Here is a 23,997-nt window from a genome sequence, read left to right on the forward strand (position 1 = left end):
GTTTCATAGTGCCCGTTCAAAGCGATGGCACGGCATGAAACCTATTTTTCAAACCAGTTTTTCACCTTGTCGAACACGTTGCCCCATACGGAGGGGTCTTCAGTTTTCTTCTGCGGTTCGGCTTTCTTGGGTTGTGGCTCGGGCTTTTTACCCGGATTCTCCGGCTTCTTTCCCGTCGTTTCCGGCTTCTTGGCCGTTGGTTCCGGCTTTTTTGCCGCCGGCTCGGACTTCTTTCCCGCCGGTTCCACCGCTTTCTTTCCAGGCGTTTCGGGCATCTTGCCCATCGGGTCTGCCGTTTTCTTCACCGGGTTTTCTGTCTTTTTAAGGGGCATTTCGGGTTTCTTCGGCATGTTTTCCGGCTTCTTCAACCCTGCCTCGGCCGTTTTGGGAACCGTTTCGGCATGCTTGCCCGCCGGTTTGGGTCTCTGCGCCGACTCCTCCGTCTTTTTCGTATTGGCGATGCTTCGGCTGGCATCCTGCACCACCTCTTTGTTCACGCTCCGCTCTCTCGTCCACTCATCAATGAAGCTGTAGCCCGCCTTGGTGACGTCGAACTCGAAATCGGGCAGTCCCGTCTCCCGTTCACTGATGCGGTAAGGAGGCTTCACGCCGTCCACACGCTCCACCTCTACCATGGCGACACCTTGGGCTAGCATGCCCAATTCGCGCGCCGCACCATAGCTCAGGTCGATGATGCGGCCGCGGCCATAGGGCCCGCGGTCGGTCACGCGCACCAGAATTTCCTTGCCGTTCGACAGGTTTTTCACTCTCAGCGTGGTGCCGAAAGGGTAGGTGCGGTGGGCGCAGGTCAGGCTGTCATGGTGCAGCCGCTCCCCGCTGGCCGCCCGTGCCCCGGTGGCCCGCTTGGAATAATAAGAAGCTTTGCCTCTATACGTTTGAGCCGTCATAGAGGTAAAGCCTGATGTCCAGATGAGGGTTATAATCAGTTGTCTTCTATAGTTCACGTATTTGGGTTGTTTTTATACGATGCCCTGCGCCATCATGGCGTTGGCCACCTTCATGAATCCGGCCACGTTGGCTCCCTTGACGTAGTCGATGTAGCCGTCGGCTTGTGTGCCGTACTTCACGCACTGCCCGTGTATGGAGTGCATGATATAGTGCAGTTTGTCGTCCACCTCGTCGGCGCTCCAGTGCAGTCGCATGGAATTTTGCGTCATTTCCAGTCCCGAAGTGGCCACGCCGCCCGCGTTCACGGCCTTTCCCGGCGCAAAGAGCGTCTCGGCGCGCACGAATTTTTCCACGGCTTCGGCCGTGCATCCCATGTTGCTCACCTCGGCCACGCAGCAGGGAGCATGCGCAATGATGCGGTCGGCATCCTGGCCGTTGAGCTCGTTCTGCGTGGCGCAGGTCAGGTAGATGTCGGCTTTCTGCTCCCAGGGCTTGCGTCCCTCGAAGAACTGCGCCCCGGCAAACTGCTCGGCATAAGGCTGGCAGATGTCCTCGCCGCTGCCGCGCAGCTCGAGCATGAAGTCTATCTTCTCGCCGCAAATGCCGTCGGGGTCGTAGATGTAGCCGTCGGGCCCGCTGATGGTGATGACCTTGGCCCCCAGCTGGGTAGCCTTTTTGGCCGCTCCCCAAGCCACGTTGCCGAATCCCGAAATGACCACCGTCTTGCCCTTGATGTCGATGTCTCGGGTCTGCAACATCTGGTTCACGAAGTAGAGCGCGCCGTAGCCCGTGGCCTCGGGGCGCAGGATGGAGCCGCCCCATTCCATGCCCTTGCCGGTGAGTACACCCTGGAACTGGTGGGTGAGTTTCTTGTATTCGCCGAAGAGATAGCCTATCTCGCGGCCGCCCACACCGATGTCTCCAGCCGGCACATCCTCGTCGGGGCCGATGTGTCGGTAGAGTTCCTGCATGAAAGCCTGGCAGAAACGCATCACCTCGGCATCCGAACGCCCGCGGATGGAGAAGTCGGCGCCACCCTTGCCGCCGCCCATGGGCAGGGTGGTGAGGGCGTTCTTGAACGTCTGTTCAAAGCCCAGGAACTTCATGATGCTTAGCGTTACCGAGGGGTGGAAGCGCAGTCCGCCCTTGTAGGGGCCGATGGCACTGTTGAATTGCACGCGGTAGCCCGTGTTCACGTGCACGTCGCCCTTGTCGTCGGTCCAGGGCACGCGGAACATATAGACGCGTTCGGGCTCGATGAGCCGCTCGATGAGTTTCGCTTTCTCAAACTCCGGATGCTGGTTGTAGACATCCTGAATCGAGGTGAGCACTTCTTTCACAGCCTGCAAGAATTCAGGCTCGCCTGCATGTTTCCACATCAGGCCTTTCATCACTTGTTCAACTTCCATAGCAGTAATACTTTTTTATGCCTTAAAGGTTAGTGTGATTGGAGCTGTCTCCAATCGGTATTGTTTCAATATTGTCGTTGCAAATATAGGCGTTTATTCCATACGTTCCAAATATTTTTCGGATAATCTTGCGCGTTTACGGTGTATATTTCTTGCGTTGGCCCGGCAAACGGCAATTGTCGGCAAGGTTGTTTCCCGAGTTGTCCCCGTCTGTAAACGCCGGAGCCACCGCCTCCGGCGGCATCGAGAGGTGCAGAACACCCGTGATGCGCCGGAGGCGGTGGCTCCGTGTGGCTTGTTGCGGCCTGTAGAATTTTATCGGATGATAATTTTCTGGCGGTTGACAATGTAGACGCCACGGGGCAGACCGTCGAGCGTGTCGGCATGGCTCCTGACGAGCTGGCCGCTGAGCGTGTAGACGTCGGCAGGCAGCAGGGTGGCGGGAGAGGCCGTGCCCGGCATGGCGGGACTCACAATTCCGGTGACGTTGCCCTCCTCCTGGCCGTCGATGTAGAACTTTAGGCTGCGGGCCAAAGCCTCCGTTCCCGTGGCAATCCAGCAGCGGAAACCCAGGGTGGTGAGGTCGCTATGCGTGTAGTGCCACAGGCCGTCCTTGGCCCCCAGGGCGTAGGAGTAGGCCGGAACCACGGGCGAAGTCTGCTTGATGAGCGAGCCGCAGAACTTGAGGTGGCCGTCGGTGGTGCTCGATTGTGTGGATGCTTCCTTGACGATGCCGTTGGGATGGTCGGTCGTCGGGTCGGTGGCCAGCGTCACGTTGTTGATGATATAGAACGGTGTGAGCACGGTGATGGTGGTACCATCCTTGAGCAATTTCTGGTAGGAACTGCCTTGGGTGCCGGTGGGTTCCTTGGTGGGCCTGATGATGTAGAGCGTGTTGGGCTTGATGGCCACGGCGTTGTCGTTGGAGAGATCCACCTTGGTGAAGTCTATGCGTTTGAGGTTTGTGGTCGACTGATGGGGCAGCTGCGAGAGCTTGCACTGCTCGCCGAAAGCTGTCTTCACCTGCTCGGCCGTGAGTTCCACGGGCAGTATGATGGAGTTCCACTTGTCGATGTTCAGCGTGCGCTTCAGAATCAGCGTATTGGCTGTCGCCGGATCCACCTGCTGCGCCATGTAGCCGAGCGAGGTCTGCGCCTCGTCGAGCACCAGGTCGCGGTTGCCGCAGTATTGCAACTGGAAGTTGTCCCACGACGTCCAGTCGAGATCTTCGGTGGAACCACTGATGCGTATGCCGATGTCGAGCTTGTCGCCGTTGTTGGGTACGTAGACCATCAGCGTGTTGACATACTTTTCTTGGGTGAACAACTTGCCGGCCTTGACGTAGGGGCTCTCCTTGAGCGGCTCCAGATCATCTTTTCCGTAGACGTGGGTCATGTCGGCCTTGGTGTAGGAAAACTGGTCTGCCGCGGCGAGTCGCTGAAGCGTAGTCTCCACGTTCGATAAGGAATTCGTGGTGTTCTGCACCTTGGCCACGAGCTTGGACTTGAGGCCGCTGCCGGCGGCGGGATGGTAGAAGCCGTTGCAGCTCACTTTGTACCAGCCGGCTTTCAGCGTGGTGACAGTCTGGAGCACCGAGCCGTTGGCTTTGGAGTCATAGCCGATGTTGCGCACGTTGGCCGTGGTGTAGCCTGCGTAGTGTGCCATATAGTAGTCGCTCTTGATGGAGCCATTGCCAACGTAATAGGTTTCGCCCGTGTTGGAGGGGTTGTAGAGATACTGCGCGTTGTGTGTGCCGACGACGCCGGTGGGCACCCAATGATCCACGTAAGTGTTGCCGCGCTCGAACTGCTGGTCGTAGACCAGGAAAGTTGCGTCGGCCGGATCCTCGTCTGAGGCGTACTGCTCCTTGAACGCCGCCTTGAGGTCGGCCTTGGTTACCAACTTCCACTGACTATACTTGCCGGCGAAATAGTGGGGATAGCTGATGTCGTAAGTCTTTCCGATGGGGGTGGTGTTCATGGTGAGATAGATTTCTCCCTCCATGCCGGCCGTGTTCTCATCATTGTAGCAGTGGATGTAATAGGTCTTGGAATTGAGATATGTCTCGCTGAATGTCCAGTTGAGAATGCCATTGACGCCGGTGTTGCTGCCTGGCCAAGCGACACCGCGATCTACGTAGACGCGGTTGTAGTTGATGATGCTGTCCGGTCCTGGCGTGTCCTGCTTGCGGCCAAAGGCAATGTTCTTGCCCTCTGTGGTCACCAGCGGGCCCGTCATGCGGTACACGCCGGATGAGCTCGTCTTCTGGATATGGATTGGCATACCCACATTGAAGCCAATGACCACAGTGCCCCAGTAGCTGCCGGTGTTGAGGTATTCGCCAGTGCCCACGTTGTAGAGGTAGACGGTGCCGTTGTCTTCGTTGGTATTGTCGGCTACGCTGCTCACGGGATTACCGTTCCACCGGTGCTGGGAGTCTTGGCCCTGGGCGCGTGCGGTCTGTCCGTTGAAGAGTCCTGTAAGGGCGATCAGCAGTGTGGAGAAAAAGGAATGTCTTGTCATGATTGTTGTCTTTTTTTGAGTTCAGGATTCATCGTTTGCGGGGATGGTTTAGTCGCTCCAGGGGCTGGATGATGGTGTGTCTTCCCAAGCGTTGAACCGCTTGGCACCGATGCCGCCATCAGGATCGCCTTTCTCCACAGGAAACTGGTCGGTTATTCCGTCACCGTCGTTGTCGAACTCGGAGGCCCCTGCTATCTGCATGATCTCGTCGGAACAGATGTAGATAATTTCGGCGCACGGCCCCTCTTTGTAATTCTTCTTCATACTGACTTTGAGGTTTGATGAAAATGAAATGTATTTATATTCTCTTATTTTGGGTGCAAAGGTAGGTAGAAAGGGCTGGAAAGCGGTTGACAAAAGCGCGGACAAAGTTTGCCAAAAGGTGGTTTAAGGGAGAATTGGCACGAATTTGGCAATTGAAAAGTCCCTTAAAAGGCCCAGCAGCACCCCCTGAAGCCGCAAAAAGCGGCCATTTGGACAAAATAAATGGTTGATTTGGAACTGTTTTTCTTTTTTTTACTTAAATTTGCGGTAGAATCAAGCCATGCAGGATATGGAAGAAAAACATGTAGACGACCCTGTATCTGTGAGTTTCTATAAAGAGGTTAAAAACGATGTGAGCCCTATTCAACCCGTCGAAAACGACAATCATTTTGCGTGCCCGTATTTCTCGGTAGCCCGTGGACGTGCGTTTTCCATGGGGCAGTTGCTGGAACGCAAACCGCCCCTACGACTGAGTTTTCTGCAACTGGCCGTGTTGACCAAGGGCTGGAGCGAGCCGGTTGTCAATTTCAGGAAGCTGCGGGTGGACGAGGGCGACTTGTTTTGCGCCAGCTGGGGAGGCATCATTGGCAGGGGCAGCGAGGTCTCTGCACTGTGCTATGACGGCGTGAGCCTGACCGAAGAGTACATGCGTGTGATTTATGGCGGACGGCTGCCCGACTTGTTCTTGCAGCCCGCCCAGGCTTTCAAGCTGCGACTGACCAAGCGGGAACGCGCCGTATTCAGCGACTACATCGACTCCCTGCTCTCGCTCGTGCGGCTTCCTACTCCTGTCGTGGAGCCCGTGAACGCCCTCTTCGTCTCGCTGCTTGACTTTGTGGCAACCCTGTATCTGGAGCAAGAAGGAGGTGCCATAGGAGGGGGTAAATCGCTGCTACGCGCGTTTAACGGGGCTCTCATCAAGCATGTCAAGCGCGAGCACAGCGTGCTGTTCTATGCCCGGGAGCTCTGCATTTCGCCCCACTATCTGGGCGATGTCGTCAAGGCCGAGACGGGCGAGACGGCCAAGGAATGGATAGACCGCTCGCTGATTACCCTGTTGCAGATGGAACTTAAGAATAGCGACAAGTCGCTGAAAGAGTTGGTTGGCGAGTTCAACTTCAACTCCATCAGCACGCTCAGCCGCTTCTTTAAGCGCAAGACAGGGATGAGTCCCAGCGAGTTCAGGCTGTCAGAGGAGTGCTTGCGCCCCCTCCCCACATTGTCATAACCCATACCACCTATTTATGGACAACCAGATACCCCAGGAATGGAATAAGTTTATATTAAAAGATGTGACGTTCGTCAACCTGATGCTGCGCCGCATCTACAACGTGCTCATCGTGGCCAACCCCTACGATGCCTTCATGCTCGAGGACGACGGGCGCGTGGAAGAGAAGATCTACAACGAGTACATGCAGCTCGGCCTTCGCTATCCGCCCACGTTCACGCAGGTGTCCACAACCGACGAAGCCGAGCGCGTGCTGGCCACAATGAAGATAGATCTCGTCATCTGCATGCCGGGCAATGCCGACAACGACGCCTTTACGGTGGCCCGTGCCATCAAGGAAAAGCACCCCGAAATGCACTGCGTGGTGCTTACTCCGTTCTCTCACGGCATCACGCGCCGCATGCAGGACGAAGACCTCAGCATCTTCGACTACGTATTTTGCTGGCTGGGCAACACCAACCTGATACTCTCTATCATCAAGCTGATAGAGGACAAGATGAACCTTGAGAACGACATTCGCGAGGCCGGCGTGCAGATGATTCTGCTCGTGGAAGACTCCATCCGCTTCTACAGCAGCATTCTTCCCAACCTGTACAGCTACATTTTGCAGCAGAGCCAGAACTTCGCCACCGAGGCCCTGAACCGCCATGCCGCCACGCTGCGCATGCGCGGGCGGCCCAAGGTGGTGCTGGCCCGCACCTATGAGGAGGCCATGCAGGTGTACAGCCGCTACAAAGACAACTGCCTGGGCGTCATCAGCGACGTGCGGTTCCCGATGAAAAGCGGGCTGCCCTCCGGCCGCTCCACGCCGCTGCCCAACCAGAAAGGGGCCGGTGGAGACACTAAAGACCCCGAGGCCGGCTTCAAACTGCTGGAGGCCATCCGCCGCGAAGACGAATACGTGCCCCTCATCATGGAGAGCTCCGAGGCCACCAACCGCAGCCGGGCCGAGGCCGAGAGATTCCGTTTCGTGGACAAGAACTCGAAGATGCTCAGTGTGGACCTGCGCCATCTCATGGAGGAGCACATGGGTTTTGGCGACTTTATCTTCCGCGACCCCGCCACGGGGCAGGAGGTGATGCGCATCCACACGCTGAAAGAACTGCAGGACAACATCTTCAAGATACCGCGCGACTCCATGCTCTACCACGTGTCGCGCAACCACATGAGCCGCTGGCTCTGCGCCCGCGCCATCTTCCCCGTGAGCAACTTTCTGAAGCACGTGACCTGGCACAAGCTGCAAGACGTGGACGCCCATCGGAAAATCATCTTCGACGCCATCGTGCAGTACCGCCATATGAAGAACATCGGCGTGGTGGCCGTGTTCGACCGTGGCAAGTTCGACCGCTATGCACACTTTGCACGCATAGGCGAAGGGTCGCTGGGCGGCAAGGGACGGGGCCTGGCCTTTCTGGACCACGTCGTCAAGACCCACCCCGACTTCAACAAGTTTGCCGGGGCCACGGTGCAGATACCCAAGACGGTGGTGCTGTGCACAGACGTCTTCGACCAGTTCATGGAGCAGAACAACCTCTACGACATTGCCCTGAGCGACGCCCCCGACGAGGAGATTCTGCAGCGTTTTCTCCAGGCACAGCTGCCCGACAGCTACATTGCCGACTTCTTTACTTTCTTTGAAGCTACCCACAGTCCGGTGGCCATCCGCTCCAGTTCGCTGCTCGAAGACAGCCACTATCAGCCGTTCGCGGGTATCTACAGCACCTACATGATACCCTGTCTGACCGACAAGACGGCCATGCTCCAGATGCTGGCCGCGGCCATCAAGGGGGTCTATGCCTCGGTGTTCTACCGTGACTCCAAGGCCTACATGACGGCCACGTCCAACGTGATAGACCAGGAAAAGATGGCCGTCATCCTGCAGGAGGTGGTGGGCACGGCCTATGGCGACCGCTTCTATCCCAACATATCGGGTGTGCTGCGCTCCATCAACTATTACCCCATCGGCGACGAGCGGGCCGAGGATGGCATCGCCTCGCTGGCCCTCGGTCTGGGCAAGTACATCGTGGACGGCGGGCAGACGCTGCGCGTGTCGCCCTACCATCCCGACCAGGTGATGCAGATGTCGGAACTGGAGACGGCCCTGCGCGACACGCAGACGCGTTTCTACGCGCTCGACACAACCCGCGTGGGCAACGACTTCTGCGTGGACGACGGCTTCAACCTGCTGCACCTTAAGGTGAAGGAGGCCGACCGCGACGGCTCGCTGCACTACATTGCCTCCACCTACGATCCCAGCGACCAGGTGATTCGCGACGGTCTCTACGAGGGTGGGCGCAAGATTGTCTCGTTCTCGGGCGTGCTGCAGCAGGGTGTGTTCCCCCTGCCCGAGATATTGCAGATGGCCATGAAGTACGGGGCCGAGGCCATGAGGCGGCCCGTGGAGATAGAGTTTGCCTGCAACCTGCGGCCCGACAAGACGGGCGACTTCTACCTGTTGCAGATACGTCCCATCGTCGACTCCAAGCAGATGCTTGACGAAGACGTGGCCGCCGTGCCCGACGAGGCCTGTCTGCTGCGCAGCCACAACTCGCTGGGACACGGCATTTCGGAAGACGTGGTCGACGTGGTCTACGTGAAATACGACGACAACTTCTCGGCAGCCAACAACCACTACGTGGCCGACGACATCGAACGCATCAACCGCAAGTTCCTCGACTCCGGGCGCAACTACGTGCTTGTAGGCCCGGGCAGGTGGGGATCGAGCGACCCTTGGCTGGGCGTGCCGGTGAAGTGGCCCCACATTTCGGCTGCGCGCGTCATTGTGGAGGTGGCCCTCCGCAACTACAGGGTGGATCCAAGTCAGGGCACCCACTTCTTCCAGAACCTCACCTCGTTCGGCGTGGGCTACTTCACCATCGACACCAACCGGCCCGGCGAGGGCGGTTTGCTGCGCAAGGACGTGCTCGACGCCCTGCCCGCCGTGGAAGAAACGCCCTATGTGCGCCACGTGCGCTTCGACCGTCCGCTCAAGATCATGATGGACGGCAAGAAGCAGGAGGGCGTGATAGAAAGATGAACAGCAAAGAACAAATACAGCAAAAGAGCAAAAAGATGGATTTTCAGGACTTTTATGGAGTGCGGTCGGCAGGGCTGGCCCGACAGATCAAGCACCTGCGGCAGCGCGGCCACAGTTTTGTACTGGGCGAGATAGCCACGTTTACGGGAGCCGTGGTGGCCTTGGCCTGTGTGACGATGACGGCCGACACCGCCGTGCGGCTGCTCGGAGCCGGTGTGGCTGCGGTGTGCCTTGTGGCCTATGTGGCCATTCGCTGGGCCGATACCCGCAACGATGCGCGTATCGGCAGGCTGGAAAACCTAAAGCAGGTGTACGACAACGAGCTGTGCGCACAGCGTGGCGACTATACGTGCTTCGACGACGGACGGCGCTATGCAGACCCGCATCATGCCTACACTTACGACCTGGACATCTTCGGCCCCGACAGTCTCTATCAGCGGCTGTGCCGCACTGTGACCACGGGAGGCAGCGACGCGCTAGCCGCCCGACTGGGCAGTCTGGACGGGCAGACGGCCGTGACAGCCAGCATGCCTGCCTCTGCCAAACCCTTGGACGAAGCCTACGGGGCCGGCTATCAGGCCCGTATCGGCGCGTTGGCCGCCGACGAGCCATTCCGCGCGGCGTTCATGGCCCACGGCGTGCGCGGTCGTATCAACACCGACGCCATCGGCCGGGCCTTGGAAACGGCCGCTACGGTGCGTGTGCCACGCGCCCTTGGCAGCCGATGGCTGCAAATGCTGATGGCGGCCGACCTGACGGCGTTCTACGTCTGCATCGTGCTGGCCGTCCTGGGACGCGCCAACGGGCTTGTGCCCCTGTGGTGGGGCATGCTGCAATTTTTTGTCGTTTACCTGCTCTGCATGCGTCCGTTGCGCGAGGTGGGCAAGGCCGTCAACCGGCTGCACGGGCAGTTGCGGCAGCTGGTGGACGTGGCGAGGCTGATGGACGAGGGGCGGGCCGACGTCTTCGCACGGCTCAGCGCACTGCTCGACGGCCTGGACAAGCGGGGCAACATCATGGGATTGGTGCTGGTCGATGTGCTCGGACTCTACGACCTCCTCCTGCTGCGCAGGTTCCTGCGATGGGTGGAGACCGACCGCTGGGAGATGGAAGCATGGATGGCGCGCGTCGTACAGATGGACCAGGACGTGACCGTGGCCACCTTTCTGTACAACCATCCGGCTACGTGCTGGCCCGAGGTGACGGGCGAGCCGGGCGTGCGCATGGAGGCTGAAGGCCTGTACCACCCCTTCTTGGGCGAGCGGGCCGTGCGCAACGACTTCCGCATCGACGACCGTCACTTCTATATCATCACTGGCGCCAACATGGCCGGCAAGTCCACTTTCCTGCGGGCAGTGGGCGTGAACTATGTGTTGGGTCGGGTGGGCATGCCAGTGTTTGCCCGCCGATTGCGCGTGTCGCGTTTCAGATTGTTCAGCAGCATGCGCACCAGCGACGACCTGGCCCATGGCATTTCCTACTTCAATGCCGAGCTGTTGCGGCTGCAACAGCTCAAGGACTGCCTGCGGGGCGAGCCCACTTTGCTCATCCTCGACGAGATACTCAAGGGCACCAACTCGCTCGACAAGCTCAACGGCTCGCGCATGTTCCTCGACTATGTGTCGCGTCAGCCCGTGAGCGGCATCGTCGCCACCCACGACCTGGAACTCTCCAAACTGGAAAGCGCGTGCTTTCACAACTATTGTTTCGAGATCGACCTGGGCACACGCGTCACCTATTCTTATAAGATAACGCCCGGCGTGGCCCGCAATCAGAATGCCACGTTCCTGCTTCGCCAGATATTGGGTGGGGCGGAGGCGGGAGCATAGTATGGTGGGATGCCTGTGGCAAGGTGCTTCCATACATAAAGTTTGGGTTTCGCCTTTTCTTTTTCATCAGGGAGTTCTTGGGTGTTTTCTTCTTGACCCGACGTTTGTCCTACGTAAATGGCTGCAGTTTTATCTTTCAGCTTTCCCCGTAGGACAGGTTAATTTGTCTTTTCATCACCTAAGAGCTTCTTTTTCAAACGCCTTTTGTTTTCTTGTAAAATATTGGTTAACAGTGTGTTATGTATGTAAATAACATCTGTTGCATATAACGGCAACATTTGGTGTAGCTTAAAAGCGGGCGGAAAACCAAGGTGTATGTCTAAACTTCGTAACTTTACACCGGAATTAAAAACCAACCCATCAAGTGGGCGATGAAGACCTTTTGAGAAGTCAAGTAGTTTGAAATTTAAGAAGCCAAGGGGGTAGAGTCAACAGCCTATATGATGATGGCATGTTTCTTTGCCCCATAAACTCAAAAACTTCCGAACTTGGGAAGTCAACGGGTGTGCCGAAACTGATGGACTTACGAACTTGCAACGTCAATCATAAACTCATAAACCAACAAAAATAAAAAACGAACGATTATGAAGCAAACCTTATTGACAAACAAAAGCACAGGCACCTTTTGGTGCAGGCTAACGCTAACGGTGCTGTTGCTGTTTGCAGCTATCGGTGTGCTGCCGTGGAGCACGCTCCATGCGCAAACATTTACTGGTACGGTGGTTTCGGCTGCCGACAATGAGCCCCTTATCGGTGCAACGATTGGAGTGCAGGGACGAAACGCGAACGCCGTGACCGACCTTGATGGCCGTTTCTCCATCGATGCGCGCGAGGGCGAAACCCTTTTGGTGTCGTACATCGGCTTTGTTCAGCAGAAAGTGCGCGTTAAAGGGCAGACCATCACCATCACCCTGCAAGAAGAATCGCACTCGCTCAACGACGTGGTGGTGATAGGATACGGGGTGCAGAAGAAGAAACTGGTTACCGGCGCCACCGTGCAAGTCAAGGGCGAAGACTTGGCCAAGCGCAACACGGGCAACGCCTTGCAAGCCATGCAGGGGCAAACGCCAGGCGTGAACATCATCGCCGAGAGCGGACAGCCGGGTGCGGGCATGAAGGTGATTGTGCGAGGACAGGGTTCTAACACAGGTGCGGGACCATTGTACGTTATCGACGGCATACCCGGATTGGACATTACAGCTGTAAATCCCTCGGACATCGAGAGCATCGATGTGCTGAAAGACGCCGCTTCGGCTGCCATTTATGGCGCTCAGGCTGCCAATGGCGTGGTTATTGTGACCACGCGCGGGGGCAAGGAAGGCCGTGCCCAGGTCACTTTCGACGGCTATCGTGGCTGGCAAACGGTGCCCAAGAAGACGAAGATGCTTAATGCCAGCGAGTATATGATGCTGATGGACGAGCAAAACAAGAACTCGGGCGGCACAGCTTACGACTGGGGCAACACCGCGTCCATACACAATACGCAGGGCGGCATCTACGACACCAATTGGATGGACGAGATGTTTCAGAGCTCGGCTCCCGTGCAAAACTATACGTTGGGCGTGAATGGAGGCAGCAAAGGCAGCACATACGCGGTCTCTTTGGGCTATTACAGTCAGGAAGGCATCGTGGGTGGCAAGCAAGCCAGCAACTATGAACGCTACAACCTTCGGTCAAATCTCGAACAAAAACTCTTTAACGATGTGCTGACCATTGGCGAAAATCTCTCTTTCTCGTATGTAAAAAGCACCTCGGGCATCACGGGCAACATGTATAACAACAAGTTGCGTGGGGCTTATTCCACCTCGCCCTTGCAGCCCGTGTACCTGCAACCCGATGGACGCGAAGACCTGAACAATGGTTACTCTTACTCCATTGCCACTGATTGGAACCAATACGACGGCAACCCTGTGGCCAACCTTTATCGTAACCGCAGTGCCAGCGATGCCCAGAACTGGGTGGCTACGGTTTATGCGGAGCTTCAACCCTTAAAAAACCTGCGCATAAAAACACTTCTGGGCTTCAACAACAACTCCTCTTCGTATCGTGCTTACAATCCCATGTACGTATCTACCGTAAACGATCAGAACACCAACGGCTCCACTGTGAGCCAGAGCATGTTTAAGGGATGGACCCTAACATGGACCAATACTGCCATGTACGATTGGAAAATGGGGCTGAACCAGTTTAACACCATGCTGGGTATGGAGGTTGAACGCACCCAAGGTGAGAGCGTGAGCGGAGGAAACACCTTGCTTCCAGTTTATGATGGCTGGGCAACGGCCTACCTAAGCAACGACCGCAATGGCCACACGGGTTCCATCTACGGCTATCCCACAGAGGACTATCGCCGCATATCTTACTTCGGACGTGTGGGATGGAACTACGATGACAAGTACATGGCCAACCTAACCCTTCGCGCAGACGGCAGTTCGCGCTTTGCCAAAGGTCACCGTTGGGGCTGGTTCCCCTCGGTGTCGGCAGGTTGGGTAATCACTCGCGAGTCTTTCATGGAGCAGACATCATCGTGGCTCGACTTCCTGAAAATTCGCGCAAGTTGGGGACAAGTGGGCAACAACAACATTGGCGCGTTCCTTTATGCGGCCACTGTAACCCTCGATGGTGCGGGCTATAACTTCGGGACGGGTAAAGGCAGTGTGCTCAATACCAACGGAGCCCTGTCCAATCGTCTCGGGAATGACCATCTGAAATGGGAAACATCCGAACAAACTGACTTGGGTATTGATGCGCGCTTCTTGCGCTCGAGGCTGGGTTTCAACTTCGATTGGTATTATAAAACCACCAAGGACTGGATAGTACAAGCTCCCATCTTGGCGACGGCAGGCGCTGATTCACCGTTCATCAATGGAGGAAACGTTACAAACCAAGGTGTGGAGATGGGGCTTACTTGGGACGACAACATGGGCAGGAGTCTGCGTTATAACGTAGGCGTGAACTTTGCTTACAACCGCAACGAGGTGAACGAGATACCTACGACGGGCGGTATCATCCATGGTTATGCCAACGGATCGACTAACGCCAACGTAATGTTCAACAACCAACCCGAGTTTTTCCGTTGCCAAAATGGGCATGCCATGGGCTTCTTCTGGGGCTATCGAACGGCTGGGATATTCCAAAACCAACAAGAAATAGACGCATGGAAAGCTGCCGGAAAAGGCGTTTTGCCCAATACCGAACCCGGCGACGTGCGCTTTGTAGACGTGGATGAAGACGGAACGATAGATGACGGCGACAAGGTAGACCTGGGTAATGGCATTCCCAAATTCAACTTCGGCCTTAACCTCGGCCTCACTTACAAGCAGTTCGACTTTGCTGCAACGCTTTCAGGTGCGGCAGACTTCAAGGTGGCCAATGGCGGTTATCGCAACTGGGGCAACAGTGTAAAGGGCAACTACACCACCGAGTATCTTGGCCGTTGGCACGGAGAAGGCACAAGCAATACGCTGCCGCGCCTCACCAACGACGATCGCAACTGGACAAACTTCTCAGACCTCTACCTGCAGGATGGCTCTTATCTTCGTATTGCCAACCTGATCGTGGGCTACGATTTCTCGAAGCTCATTCGTTTCAAGCTGGTTTCGCAGGCTCGTCTCTACTTCCAAGTGCAAAACTTATACACCTTTACGGGTTACAACGGCATGGATCCCGAAGTGGGTTTTGGCGAACACGCTTGGATGTCGGGTATCGATACCGGCTCTTACCCCCACGCGCGAACTTTCATTGTGGGTGTGAACGTGAAGTTTTAAATTAGCAATACCTAAGCATTTGTAAAAAAATGAAAAGACAATATATCTTGCAATTGGCGTTTGTAAGCTTATCCCTTACCGCCTGTACCGATAGCTTTCTGGACACCGCGTCGAAAACAAGCCTCAATACCACCACATATTATAAAACCCCTTCGCAGGCCGAATCGGCACTCGTGGGCTGCTATGACCAGTACCAGCGCACCGTGAGCAACGGCCAATACCCCACTTTGTTCCAAGCGGCAGAGATGATGAGCGACGACTGTTTTGGGGGCGGAGGCTCGGGCGACCTTACCAATAAGCTGCTCGACCGTATGGATCAAAGCATCAAGACCGACGAAAACAATATTTTTGGCGGTATTTGGAGCGATTACTACAGGTGCGTGTACAACTGCAACATGCTCATCAATTCGTTAGACGGCATTGCTTTCGCATCCGCTGCCGACCGTGCCGCCATTGAGGGACAGGCGCGTGCCATTCGCGGATTGGCCTATTTCGACCTTGTAAGGATGTTTGAAAACGTGCCTTTGCTTACCCAGCCTACGAACGACATCGTGGCTCAAGCCGATCCAAAGGAGGTGTATAAGTTGATTGTGGGCGACCTGAAATATGCTGCCGACAATATTCCCGCCACCATGTTCGTAAACAACAGTGCCTCGTTGGGCCACATTTCTCGCTATGCCGCCGCGGCGATGCTGGCACGAGTCTATCTGTTTTACGATGGTGTGTATAACGACAACAACGGGGGAGAGATGCCGGGGGCACTAACCAAGGCAGATGCCTTGAAGTATTGCGAAGACATTATTGCCGCCAATGTTTATCAGCTGGAAACCCGTTTTGCCGACCTTTGGCCCGCAGCCTGTACGCAGAAAAGCACAGTTGCCGAGGGAAGGAAAACTACTTACAAGGAGGCGAGCGACGAAATACTCTGGGTGGTGAAGTTCAACAATGACCAAAACTGGACCAATGGCAATGCAAATGGCAACCGTTTTGTCATCAACATTGGCATGCCCTCGGTGAATTCGGCCCCTTATGCCTTTGGCTGGGGTGCTTGTGCCATTACACCTTATGCCCAATCCTTGTTCTCTGCAGACGACCAACGCGGCACGGCCACTATCATCGACACCCGCACCCTGCCTTTAGACGACGGCGGAACAGCATACGAAAAGCAGATCACGACCGATGTAGGTGACTTTACCGGCTACACCATTAAGAAGTATGCACCAATGTGTTACGCCGACGGGACATCGATGCCTACGGCCGAAAGTGATGTTACGGGGTCGAACTTCATGACCTCACAAGATCAAAACTGGGTGCTTGTGCGCTACGCTGACGTGTTGCTGATGGCTGCCGAACTGGGCAGTGCCAACGCCATGACCTATGTTAATCAGGTAAGGGCGCGTGCTTACGGCGACAATAGTCACAACCTTACAGCTTCACCCACGCGTGACGAGATATGGCAAGAACGCCGAAAGGAGTTCATGGGCGAGGGGCAACGCTATTTCGACTTGCGCAGACAGGGTCTGGACACTTTCGTAAAGGCCATCCTTGGGCAAGCTACTGCCGACGGAACGCCGACGGGAACGCCCGTAGAGGTATATGCCAACACGCGCAAAGTGACGCTGGCCAGCGCATTCAAAGAGCAGAACGTGCGGGAAAAACGCGGTTTTTGGCAGATACCCACAGGTGAGATAAACCTCTCTAATGGCGTTTACAAGCAAAACGCTGGCTGGTAGAGCTTGACGTTTTATTGGCAAGTCGGCAGCTTGTCGACTTGCCAATATACTCACCGAAGCTGCATTTTTTGTCTCTTACGGATGAATTTAAGGCATGCCTTTGTTGAAAGACGGGCAGAAAAAGTTATATTTGCGACACCAAACCTACCATTACCCTAAACCCGCATATTGACGATATGACGAACAAAAGAAGGTTGCAACGCTTACGAATAGTCGTGCCCATGCTCTTGCTGGCCATGAACTATGCTGTGGCTGTTGTCGCAGGTGAACTTGAATTCAGATGTCTTGAAACCAACAACGGACTTGCCGACTCGCATGTGAGTGCCATATTGAAAGACCGGAAGGGCTTTCTTTGGATAGGCACGGCCGCAGGCTTGAGCCGTTACGACGGGTTCAGGTTTAAGAACTTCTATGCCAATACGGCCGACAAAGGTGCTATTCGCAGCAATCAGGTAGAAGGAATAGTGGAGGATGGCGATGGAAAACTTTGGGTGCAAACCAATGAAGGCTATTCCATATATGACCCTTCGACCGAGCGTTTCAACAATAACGTTGAAGAATGGATGAGGCAAAGGGGCATGCGCGGTACGCCCGACCTCGTGTTTGTGGATGCAAAGCGGTGTTTTTGGATAACAGTCAAGGGCTTGGGTTGCTATTATTACAACCCCAAGACCGTTGCACTGCATCTCTTTTCTTCGGGCAATGCGCCAGAGCAGCTCCCTCGCGGAATCGTTACCTGTATCAGCGAGCGTGGCACATCGTTGGTATTAAGCTACAATGACGGTACGCTCGTTCGGCTCGACGGCCCCAATCGCCGCTTGGTTTGGGTCAACAGCTACCTTGCACAACAAACGAGGGGTAACAAAAACCACCATTATAACACAGTTATAGACAGTCATTATAACTATTGGGTGAGCAATCACGCCTTGGCCAAAACCATGGTTTACAGTTCGCGTGAGCGAAAATGGTATGCGTCGCCCAACGAATTCATGCGTAGCCAGGGGCTTAACCTCGGTCAGCAAGACGTGTTTGTGAAGGCTATTGCCGAAGATGCACAAGGCCGTCTGTGGTTAGCCACCGAGCATCAAGGGCTGTACGTGGCCGATTTGCAGCGTCGCCAGCTCACCAACGCCATCTATAACGCCGCCAATCCCAACACTTTGCCTGATAATACCTTGCAAAGCCTTTATGTTGACAAGTCCGGTGGCGTATGGATTGGTACATATAAGAATGGTGTGGCCTATTATTCGCCCTCGTTGGCGCATTTCCCCACCGTGCCCTTGGGCGACATTTGCTGTATTGCCGTAGACCAACAGGGCAACTATTGGTACGGAACAAACGACAGCGGACTGCTCCTCCATACGCCGGGGCATGGCACTTATCGACGTTATCGTTTGCCGCAGACAGGGCTTGGAACCGATGTCGTGGTGTGCGCGCTTCTCGCTTCGGACGGCACATTGTGGTTCGGCTCGTTCAATGGCGGACTTACGCACTATGCCAACGGTAGCTTTCGCGCCTTTAATACGGGCAACTCGCAGTTGGCCAACAACAGCGTATGGAGCTTGGCAGAAGATGCGCAGGGTAACATTATGCTTGGAACACTGGGCGGCGGCTTGCAAACGCTCAATCCCAAGACCATGCAATTCAAGACCTACAACACCGATAACAGCCCGCTTCCCAGCGATTATGTGTCGTCGGTGCGGGTAGGTGGAAACGGTTTGATTTACGTTGGCCATTCCAACGGCGTTTCTACTGTAGACGTTCGCACAGGCAAAGTGCAGCGAAGTCTGCCCCTTCGGCGTGGCGAAGAGTTCTCGTCAATGTCGGTGAATGATGTTTTTGTAGACAGTCGTGGACTTATATGGAACGCCAACATGTCGGGACTCGACGTGTACGACCCACATTCGTGCCGCATTCATCGGCTTTTCTCCCATCCGCAGTTGGGATGCGCCGTACAAGAAGATGCCGACGGCAACATTTGGGCAACCTTGGCCAACAGCGTGGTGCGTGTTAAACCCAGCCTGAAAGAGGGACAATGGAGCTTCTTTACTAACAGCTACGACGAGTTGGACGGTCTGCAACATCGCCGTTTCAACTACCGTAGCATCTGTTTTGATGGCAAGGGACAGATACTTGTGGGCGGACAAGACGGTGTAAACGTTATTCCCACGAGGGGATTGCAGACGCAGCAAACCACACCCGACGTGCTTTTCTCGGGTATTGTGCTCTTCGATCATCCGCTGTCCGTGGGCGAACAATACAACAATCGCGTGATACTCACCCATGCCGTAAATGCTTCGCGTGAGCTGCATCTGGACTACGATGAGAACGCCTTTACTGTATTGTTGGCCACAAACCAAGTGTCGGTTCCCCAAAAGAGCCATTTCCTCTATCGTCTGAAAGGCTTCGGTGATGAGAAATGGCTGATGACAGTCGAGTCGCAACCCAGTGTAAGCTATGCGGGTTTGGCCCCAAGAACCTACACCTTGGAGGTAAAGGCAGTGGGGCGGGATGGCACCGCCGAGGGAAAGACGGCCTCGATAACCATCTTCATAGCACCCCCATTCTGGCTTTCCCCTTGGGCATACGTGCTATATGTGGTTTTGACCTTGGCTGTCCTTTGGGTGATATGGCGACTCACGGTGCATAGACAATTGGAAAAGATGCGCCTTGAATCCGTGCGAAAGGAAGCCGAACGCAACCGCAAGCTCGATGAGATGAAGCTTTCGTTCCTTACGGACATCAGCCACGAGTTGCGCACGCCTCTCTCGCTGGTCATCTCACCCGTAAAGGCCATGATTTCCAAGGAAGACGACGTGCAGAAACGTTTGCGATTAGAACTTATTCTGCGTAACGCCAACCGCTTGCTCAATCTGGTAAACCAAACATTAGACCTTCGCAAGATAGAAACCAACGCAGTAAGCGTGGATCTTCGCGAGGCAGACATGGTGGCTTTCGTGAAAGACATCGTGGAAACGTTCGCCCGCCTCTCGCAAAAAGATGTGCGTCTGTCGTTTCACAGTGATCTGCAAGCCGTACGCATGGCTTTCGATGCCGACAAAATGGCCAAGGTGATGAACAATCTACTCTCCAATGCGTTTAAGTTCACGCCCGAAGGTGGTGCCATCGACGTAACGATAAGCCTTGAAACGGCCGACGGCCAACCACTGGATAGGCCGAAACATAATCTGCTTGTCTCTGTAGCCGATACAGGCTGCGGCATTGCCGCCGTTGACAAGACACGCATTTTCGACCGCTTCTACCAAGCGGGGCATCGCAATGCTTCGGTGTTTGGCGACAGCGGACTGGGGCTTAGCATTGCCAAGATGTACGTCACCATGCACGGCGGCGACATTTCTGTGGCCGATAACCATGCAGGCGAGGGCAAAGGCACGGTGTTTACCATATCCTTACCGCTGAACCAAGCCCTCGGCAGCATTGGCGCCTCTGTCTCGGCCAACAATGCCGATTGCAGCGAAGCAATGGTGCAAGAGAGTCCCATAACCCATGTGCCAACACCCACGCCTCAGGTCAAGAAAGAGGTGCTGGTGGTAGACGACAGCGACGATTTCCTCACTTTTATGACCGAGATTTTGTCCGAACAGTATATCGTTCGCACGGCTGTAGACGGGCATGAAGCCCTCAAAGAGGTGGCCAAGGCCAAACCTCACTTGATATTGAGTGACGTGATGATGCCCGTGATGGACGGCAATGAACTCTGCCGAGCGATAAAAGGCAATCCAGAAACGGCGCATATCCCATTCATCATGCTTACGGCCCGCCTCTCAACGGAGCATCAGATAGAGGGATTTACCTCTGGTGCAGACGAATATATCACCAAGCCTTTCAACCTCGACTTGCTGCATCTGCGCATCGACAACCTTATTCGGGCCTATGCCAACAGGCAAGGCGATGTGCTGCAAACGCCCGAACATGGGGCCGAAAAGCTTTCTCCTACCATCACTCGCGAGCAAATAACCTCGCTCGACCAGCAGTTGATGGACAAGGCCACGGCTTTCGTTGAGGCAAATTTGGGCAACGCCGAGCTGAGTGTGGAGATGATGAGCGAGGAAATGGGCATGTCGCGCGTGCACCTTTACAAGCGTCTGCTCTCCATCACGGGCAATACGCCCTCCGAATTTATTCGGCTCATACGCATACGCCATGCCGAACAGCTGCTGCGCGAGAGCCAACTCTCCGTCAGCGAGATAGCCTATAAGGTGGGATTCAACCTGCCGAGGCTTTTTTCCAAATACTTTAAGGAACATTACGGCGTCATGCCGTCACAATATAAATTGAATCATAAATCTGGCATGAATGCTTGACAGGCACGAAAACAGAGTGCGTCATCAACGAGCCCGCCTAAGCACATGCCCCAACAATCATATCGAAATGAAACGAAACAACATCTTCCTGCTTGCGCTTCTCATGTTGAAAGCGTCTGTTGCCGTTGCTGCCGTTACGCCCGTATCGGACAAGGGCGTTACCATCAAGGTGAAAAGGCCCACCGCCGAGGGTGCGCGGCTTGTGCGTATCGAAGCGGTGGCCGACAACATTCTGCGTGTTCGGGCTACCAAAGAGAACGCATTCGTCGACAAGACGAGCCTTGTTGTGGTGCCGCAAGATGGCTTGGCAACCTGTCAAACCACCTTTGGAAAAGACGAGGTACGGGTGAATGCCAAGAACATTCGTGCCGTAGTGAACGAGCGAAACGGCCACATTGCCTTCTACGATTCCCAAGGCAAGCTGTTGCTTAGCGAGTCGAAAATGGGCAAAAGCTTCACGCCTTTCACCGTTCCGGCAAACGAAATAGGCGACGGCGCCTTGCCCGATGCCAAGAAACACGGGTGGACATGGCGCACGGAGTTTGACAGTCCAGCCGACGAAGCCTTCTACGGACTGGGCCAACACCAGTCCGAAGAGTTCAATTACAAGGGAAAGAACGAGGAGCTGTTTCAATACAATACCAAGATTTCCATTCCTTTTGTGATGTCTAACAAGGGTTACGGGCTGCTGTGGGACAGCTATTCGCTTTGCCGTTGGGGCAATCCAGATGCCTATCGGCAGCTGGGACAGGTGTTCGACATCTATAACAAGGAGGGCAAAAAGGGTTCGTTGACGGGAACATACGTCGAAAAAGACGGCAAACGCATGACACGCAACGAAGATTCCATCTATTTTGAAAACAGCGATGAAGTGAAAAACTTTCCTCGTGGGTTTAAGTTCAACGGTTCGTCAGTGGCGTACGAGGGTGAGATAGAGCCGCATTCGTCGGCCACTTTCCATTTCATTCTTTATTATGCAGGCTATACCCGTGTGTTCGTAGACAATCGCGAGGTGGTTGCAGAGCGTTGGCGCACGGCTTGGAATCCCAACGCCTACAAGTTCGCCTTGCATTTGGAGAAGGGTAGGCGAGTGCCTCTGCGCATCGAATGGCGCCCCGATGGCGACGTCAGCTATTGCGGGTTGCGCGTGGCTACGCCGCGAAGCGACGAACAACAAAACCGACTTTCTGTGTGGAGCGAAATGAACCGCGACATGGATTACTACGTTATTGCAGGCGGCAACATGGATCGCATCATTGCCGGTTATCGCCGTCTGACGGGCAAAGCCCCCATCATGCCCAAGTGGGCGTTGGGCTTTTGGCAGAGCCGCGAACGCTATCGCACCCAAGACGAGGTGCTGCAAACGCTCGCAGAGTTTCGCCGTCGCCGCATTCCCATCGACAATATCGTGCAGGACTGGAACTATTGGAAAGACGACCAATGGGGAAGCCATCGCTTTGACGCCGCCCGTTTCCCCAACCCGCAGCTGATGCTCGACAGCATTCACCGCATGAACGGCCGCTTCATGATTTCTGTTTGGCCCAAGTTTTATTGCAACACCGACAACTATAAGCAGTTGGCCGCCCGAGGCTGGATGTACACGCAGGCAGTGAAAGACTCCCTTCGCGACTGGGTAGGGCCTGGTTACGTGGCCGGCTTCTACGATGCGTACTCCGATGGGGCGCGAAAAATGTTCTGGCAGCAGATGAACGACAACCTGTACCGCAAGTTCAACGATGGCATTGACGCTTGGTGGATGGACGCTTCCGAGCCCAACGTGCGCGATTGCACGCCCATTGGCTATCGCAAAGCCCTCTGTGGCCCAACGGCCTTGGGCTCAAGTACCGAGTATTTTAACGCCTACGGCATAGAGAATGCCGATGCCATATACAACGGACAACGCCAAACGGGCAACAACAAACGCGTCTTCTTGCTCACCCGCAGTGGGTTTGCAGGCTTGCAGCGTTACAGCACGGCATCGTGGAGCGGCGATATAGGCACGCGTTGGGAAGACATGCGCGCCCAAATGTCCGCCGGGCTAAACTATTGCATGTCGGGCGTTCCTTTCTGGGGAATGGACCAGGGTGGCTTTTGCGTTGAAAGCCGATATGCTTCGGCCCAAGCCGAATACGACAAGACGGGGGTGGAGAACGAAGACCTGAAAGAGTGGCGTGAGCTGCAGGCTCGTTGGAATCAGTTTGGCTGCTTCGTGCCCCTCTATCGTGCCCACGGCCAATGGCCGTTGCGCGAGGTTTGGAACATCGCACCCGACCACCACCCCTGCTACCAGTCTATCGTGGCCTATCACAAGCTGCGCTATCGGTTGATGCCTTATCTTTACAGCATGGCGGCTTGGGCCAATCTGAAAGACTACACCCTCATGCGCGGATTGCCAATGGATTTCCAAGACGACCCCCAAGTGCTCAACATAGCCGACCAATGGATGTTCGGCCCTGCTTTCATGGCCTGTCCGGTGGGTTATTACAAGATGCGCCAGCGCAAGGTTTACCTGCCCAGGCAGTGTGGTTGGTACGACTTGTACACGGGCAAGCACTTCGACGGCGGACAAACCATCGTGGCCGATGCGCCTTACGAGCGCATTCCCGTCTTCGTTCGCGAGGGCAGCATCGTGCCTTTCGGCCCTGAACAGCAGTGGAGCGACGAGAAACCTGCCGAACTCATCAACCTCTACGTATATACGGGAGGGGATGCCGACTTCCTGCTTTACGAAGACGAGAACACCAATTACAACTACGAGCGCGGCCGTTGCGCCACCATCGACATACGCTATGACGACAAGACGCGGACGCTGACCCTTGGCCGGCGCGAGGGCGAATTCGACGGCATGCTCAAGCAACGCCGCTTCAACATCGTTGTGGTGTCGCCCCAAAAGCAGCAGGAGCTGAATCTGGACTCGCCGGCGGGCACAATGGTAAGCTATGATGGCACGGAAATGAAAGTAAAATTGTAAAG

The 23,997-nt window shown here is 55.3% G+C and carries 11 protein-coding genes; 7 read left to right on the forward strand and 4 right to left on the reverse strand.

All coding sequences use genetic code 11. The features are described 5' to 3' along the window. Positions 1-41 precede the first annotated feature (41 nt). The 4 genes from L888_RS0100465 to L888_RS0100480 form a co-directional block, all read right to left on the reverse strand. Positions 42-965 carry a septal ring lytic transglycosylase RlpA family protein gene (locus L888_RS0100465; protein ID WP_027951436.1) on the reverse strand — a complete coding sequence of 308 codons (924 nt, stop codon included), beginning with the start codon at positions 963-965 and terminating at the stop codon, positions 42-44. Positions 966-980: 15 nt separating this feature from the next. After that, entirely contained in the window at positions 981-2,318 is a 1,338-nt protein-coding gene (gene gdhA / locus L888_RS0100470) for an NADP-specific glutamate dehydrogenase (protein ID WP_027951437.1), read from the reverse strand. A gap of 315 nt (positions 2,319-2,633) precedes the next feature. Further along, positions 2,634-4,841, reverse strand: coding sequence for a hypothetical protein (locus L888_RS0100475; RefSeq protein WP_027951438.1), 2,208 nt, complete (start codon positions 4,839-4,841; stop codon positions 2,634-2,636). 48 nt (positions 4,842-4,889) lie between these two features. After that, positions 4,890-5,105, reverse strand: coding sequence for a hypothetical protein (locus L888_RS0100480; protein WP_005844083.1), 216 nt, complete (start codon positions 5,103-5,105; stop codon positions 4,890-4,892). A 289-nt stretch (positions 5,106-5,394) separates the two neighbouring features. On the opposite strand from L888_RS0100480, the gene L888_RS0100485 reads away from it, so the two are divergent. The 7 genes from L888_RS0100485 (at position 5,395) to L888_RS0100515 (ending at position 23,995) form a co-directional block, all read left to right on the forward strand. After that, a complete protein-coding gene (locus L888_RS0100485) occupies positions 5,395-6,333 on the forward strand; it encodes a helix-turn-helix domain-containing protein (RefSeq protein WP_169732662.1) in 939 nt (312 codons plus the stop codon). A 16-nt stretch (positions 6,334-6,349) separates the two neighbouring features. Next, positions 6,350-9,370, forward strand: coding sequence for a PEP/pyruvate-binding domain-containing protein (locus L888_RS0100490; protein WP_027951440.1), 3,021 nt, complete (start codon positions 6,350-6,352; stop codon positions 9,368-9,370). After that, complete coding sequence (locus L888_RS0100495) at positions 9,367-11,199, forward strand: MutS-related protein (protein ID WP_052323263.1); 1,833 nt, start codon at positions 9,367-9,369, stop codon at positions 11,197-11,199. The genes L888_RS0100490 and L888_RS0100495 overlap by 4 nt, the downstream gene beginning before the upstream one ends. Positions 11,200-11,783: 584 nt before the next feature. Then, positions 11,784-14,966, forward strand: coding sequence for a SusC/RagA family TonB-linked outer membrane protein (locus L888_RS0100500; protein WP_027951442.1), 3,183 nt, complete (start codon positions 11,784-11,786; stop codon positions 14,964-14,966). 29 nt (positions 14,967-14,995) lie between these two features. Next, complete coding sequence (locus L888_RS0100505; protein ID WP_027951443.1) at positions 14,996-16,699, forward strand: RagB/SusD family nutrient uptake outer membrane protein; 1,704 nt, start codon at positions 14,996-14,998, stop codon at positions 16,697-16,699. 176 nt (positions 16,700-16,875) lie between these two features. Next, positions 16,876-21,024 carry a hybrid sensor histidine kinase/response regulator transcription factor gene (locus tag L888_RS0100510; protein WP_084567325.1) on the forward strand — a complete coding sequence of 1,383 codons (4,149 nt, stop codon included), beginning with the start codon at positions 16,876-16,878 and terminating at the stop codon, positions 21,022-21,024. Positions 21,025-21,091: 67 nt separating this feature from the next. Beyond that, positions 21,092-23,995 carry a TIM-barrel domain-containing protein gene (locus tag L888_RS0100515; RefSeq protein ID WP_027951445.1) on the forward strand — a complete coding sequence of 968 codons (2,904 nt, stop codon included), beginning with the start codon at positions 21,092-21,094 and terminating at the stop codon, positions 23,993-23,995. The last annotated feature ends 2 nt before the right edge of the window (positions 23,996-23,997 follow it).

This window comes from Hallella seregens ATCC 51272 (assembly GCF_000518545.1).
Taxonomy (GTDB): Bacteria; Bacteroidota; Bacteroidia; order Bacteroidales; family Bacteroidaceae; genus Prevotella; species Prevotella seregens.

Coding starts and splice junctions, on each gene's coding strand:
- gdhA (WP_027951437.1), bottom strand. CDS start 2,318: ATGGAAGTTGAACAAGTGATGAAAGGCCTGATGTGGAAACATGCAGGC.
- L888_RS0100475 (WP_027951438.1), bottom strand. CDS start 4,841: ATGACAAGACATTCCTTTTTCTCCACACTGCTGATCGCCCTTACAGGA.
- L888_RS0100480 (WP_005844083.1), bottom strand. CDS start 5,105: ATGAAGAAGAATTACAAAGAGGGGCCGTGCGCCGAAATTATCTACATC.
- L888_RS0100485 (WP_169732662.1), top strand. CDS start 5,395: ATGGAAGAAAAACATGTAGACGACCCTGTATCTGTGAGTTTCTATAAA.
- L888_RS0100490 (WP_027951440.1), top strand. CDS start 6,350: ATGGACAACCAGATACCCCAGGAATGGAATAAGTTTATATTAAAAGAT.
- L888_RS0100495 (WP_052323263.1), top strand. CDS start 9,367: ATGAACAGCAAAGAACAAATACAGCAAAAGAGCAAAAAGATGGATTTT.
- L888_RS0100500 (WP_027951442.1), top strand. CDS start 11,784: ATGAAGCAAACCTTATTGACAAACAAAAGCACAGGCACCTTTTGGTGC.
- L888_RS0100505 (WP_027951443.1), top strand. CDS start 14,996: ATGAAAAGACAATATATCTTGCAATTGGCGTTTGTAAGCTTATCCCTT.
- L888_RS0100510 (WP_084567325.1), top strand. CDS start 16,876: ATGACGAACAAAAGAAGGTTGCAACGCTTACGAATAGTCGTGCCCATG.
- L888_RS0100515 (WP_027951445.1), top strand. CDS start 21,092: ATGAAACGAAACAACATCTTCCTGCTTGCGCTTCTCATGTTGAAAGCG.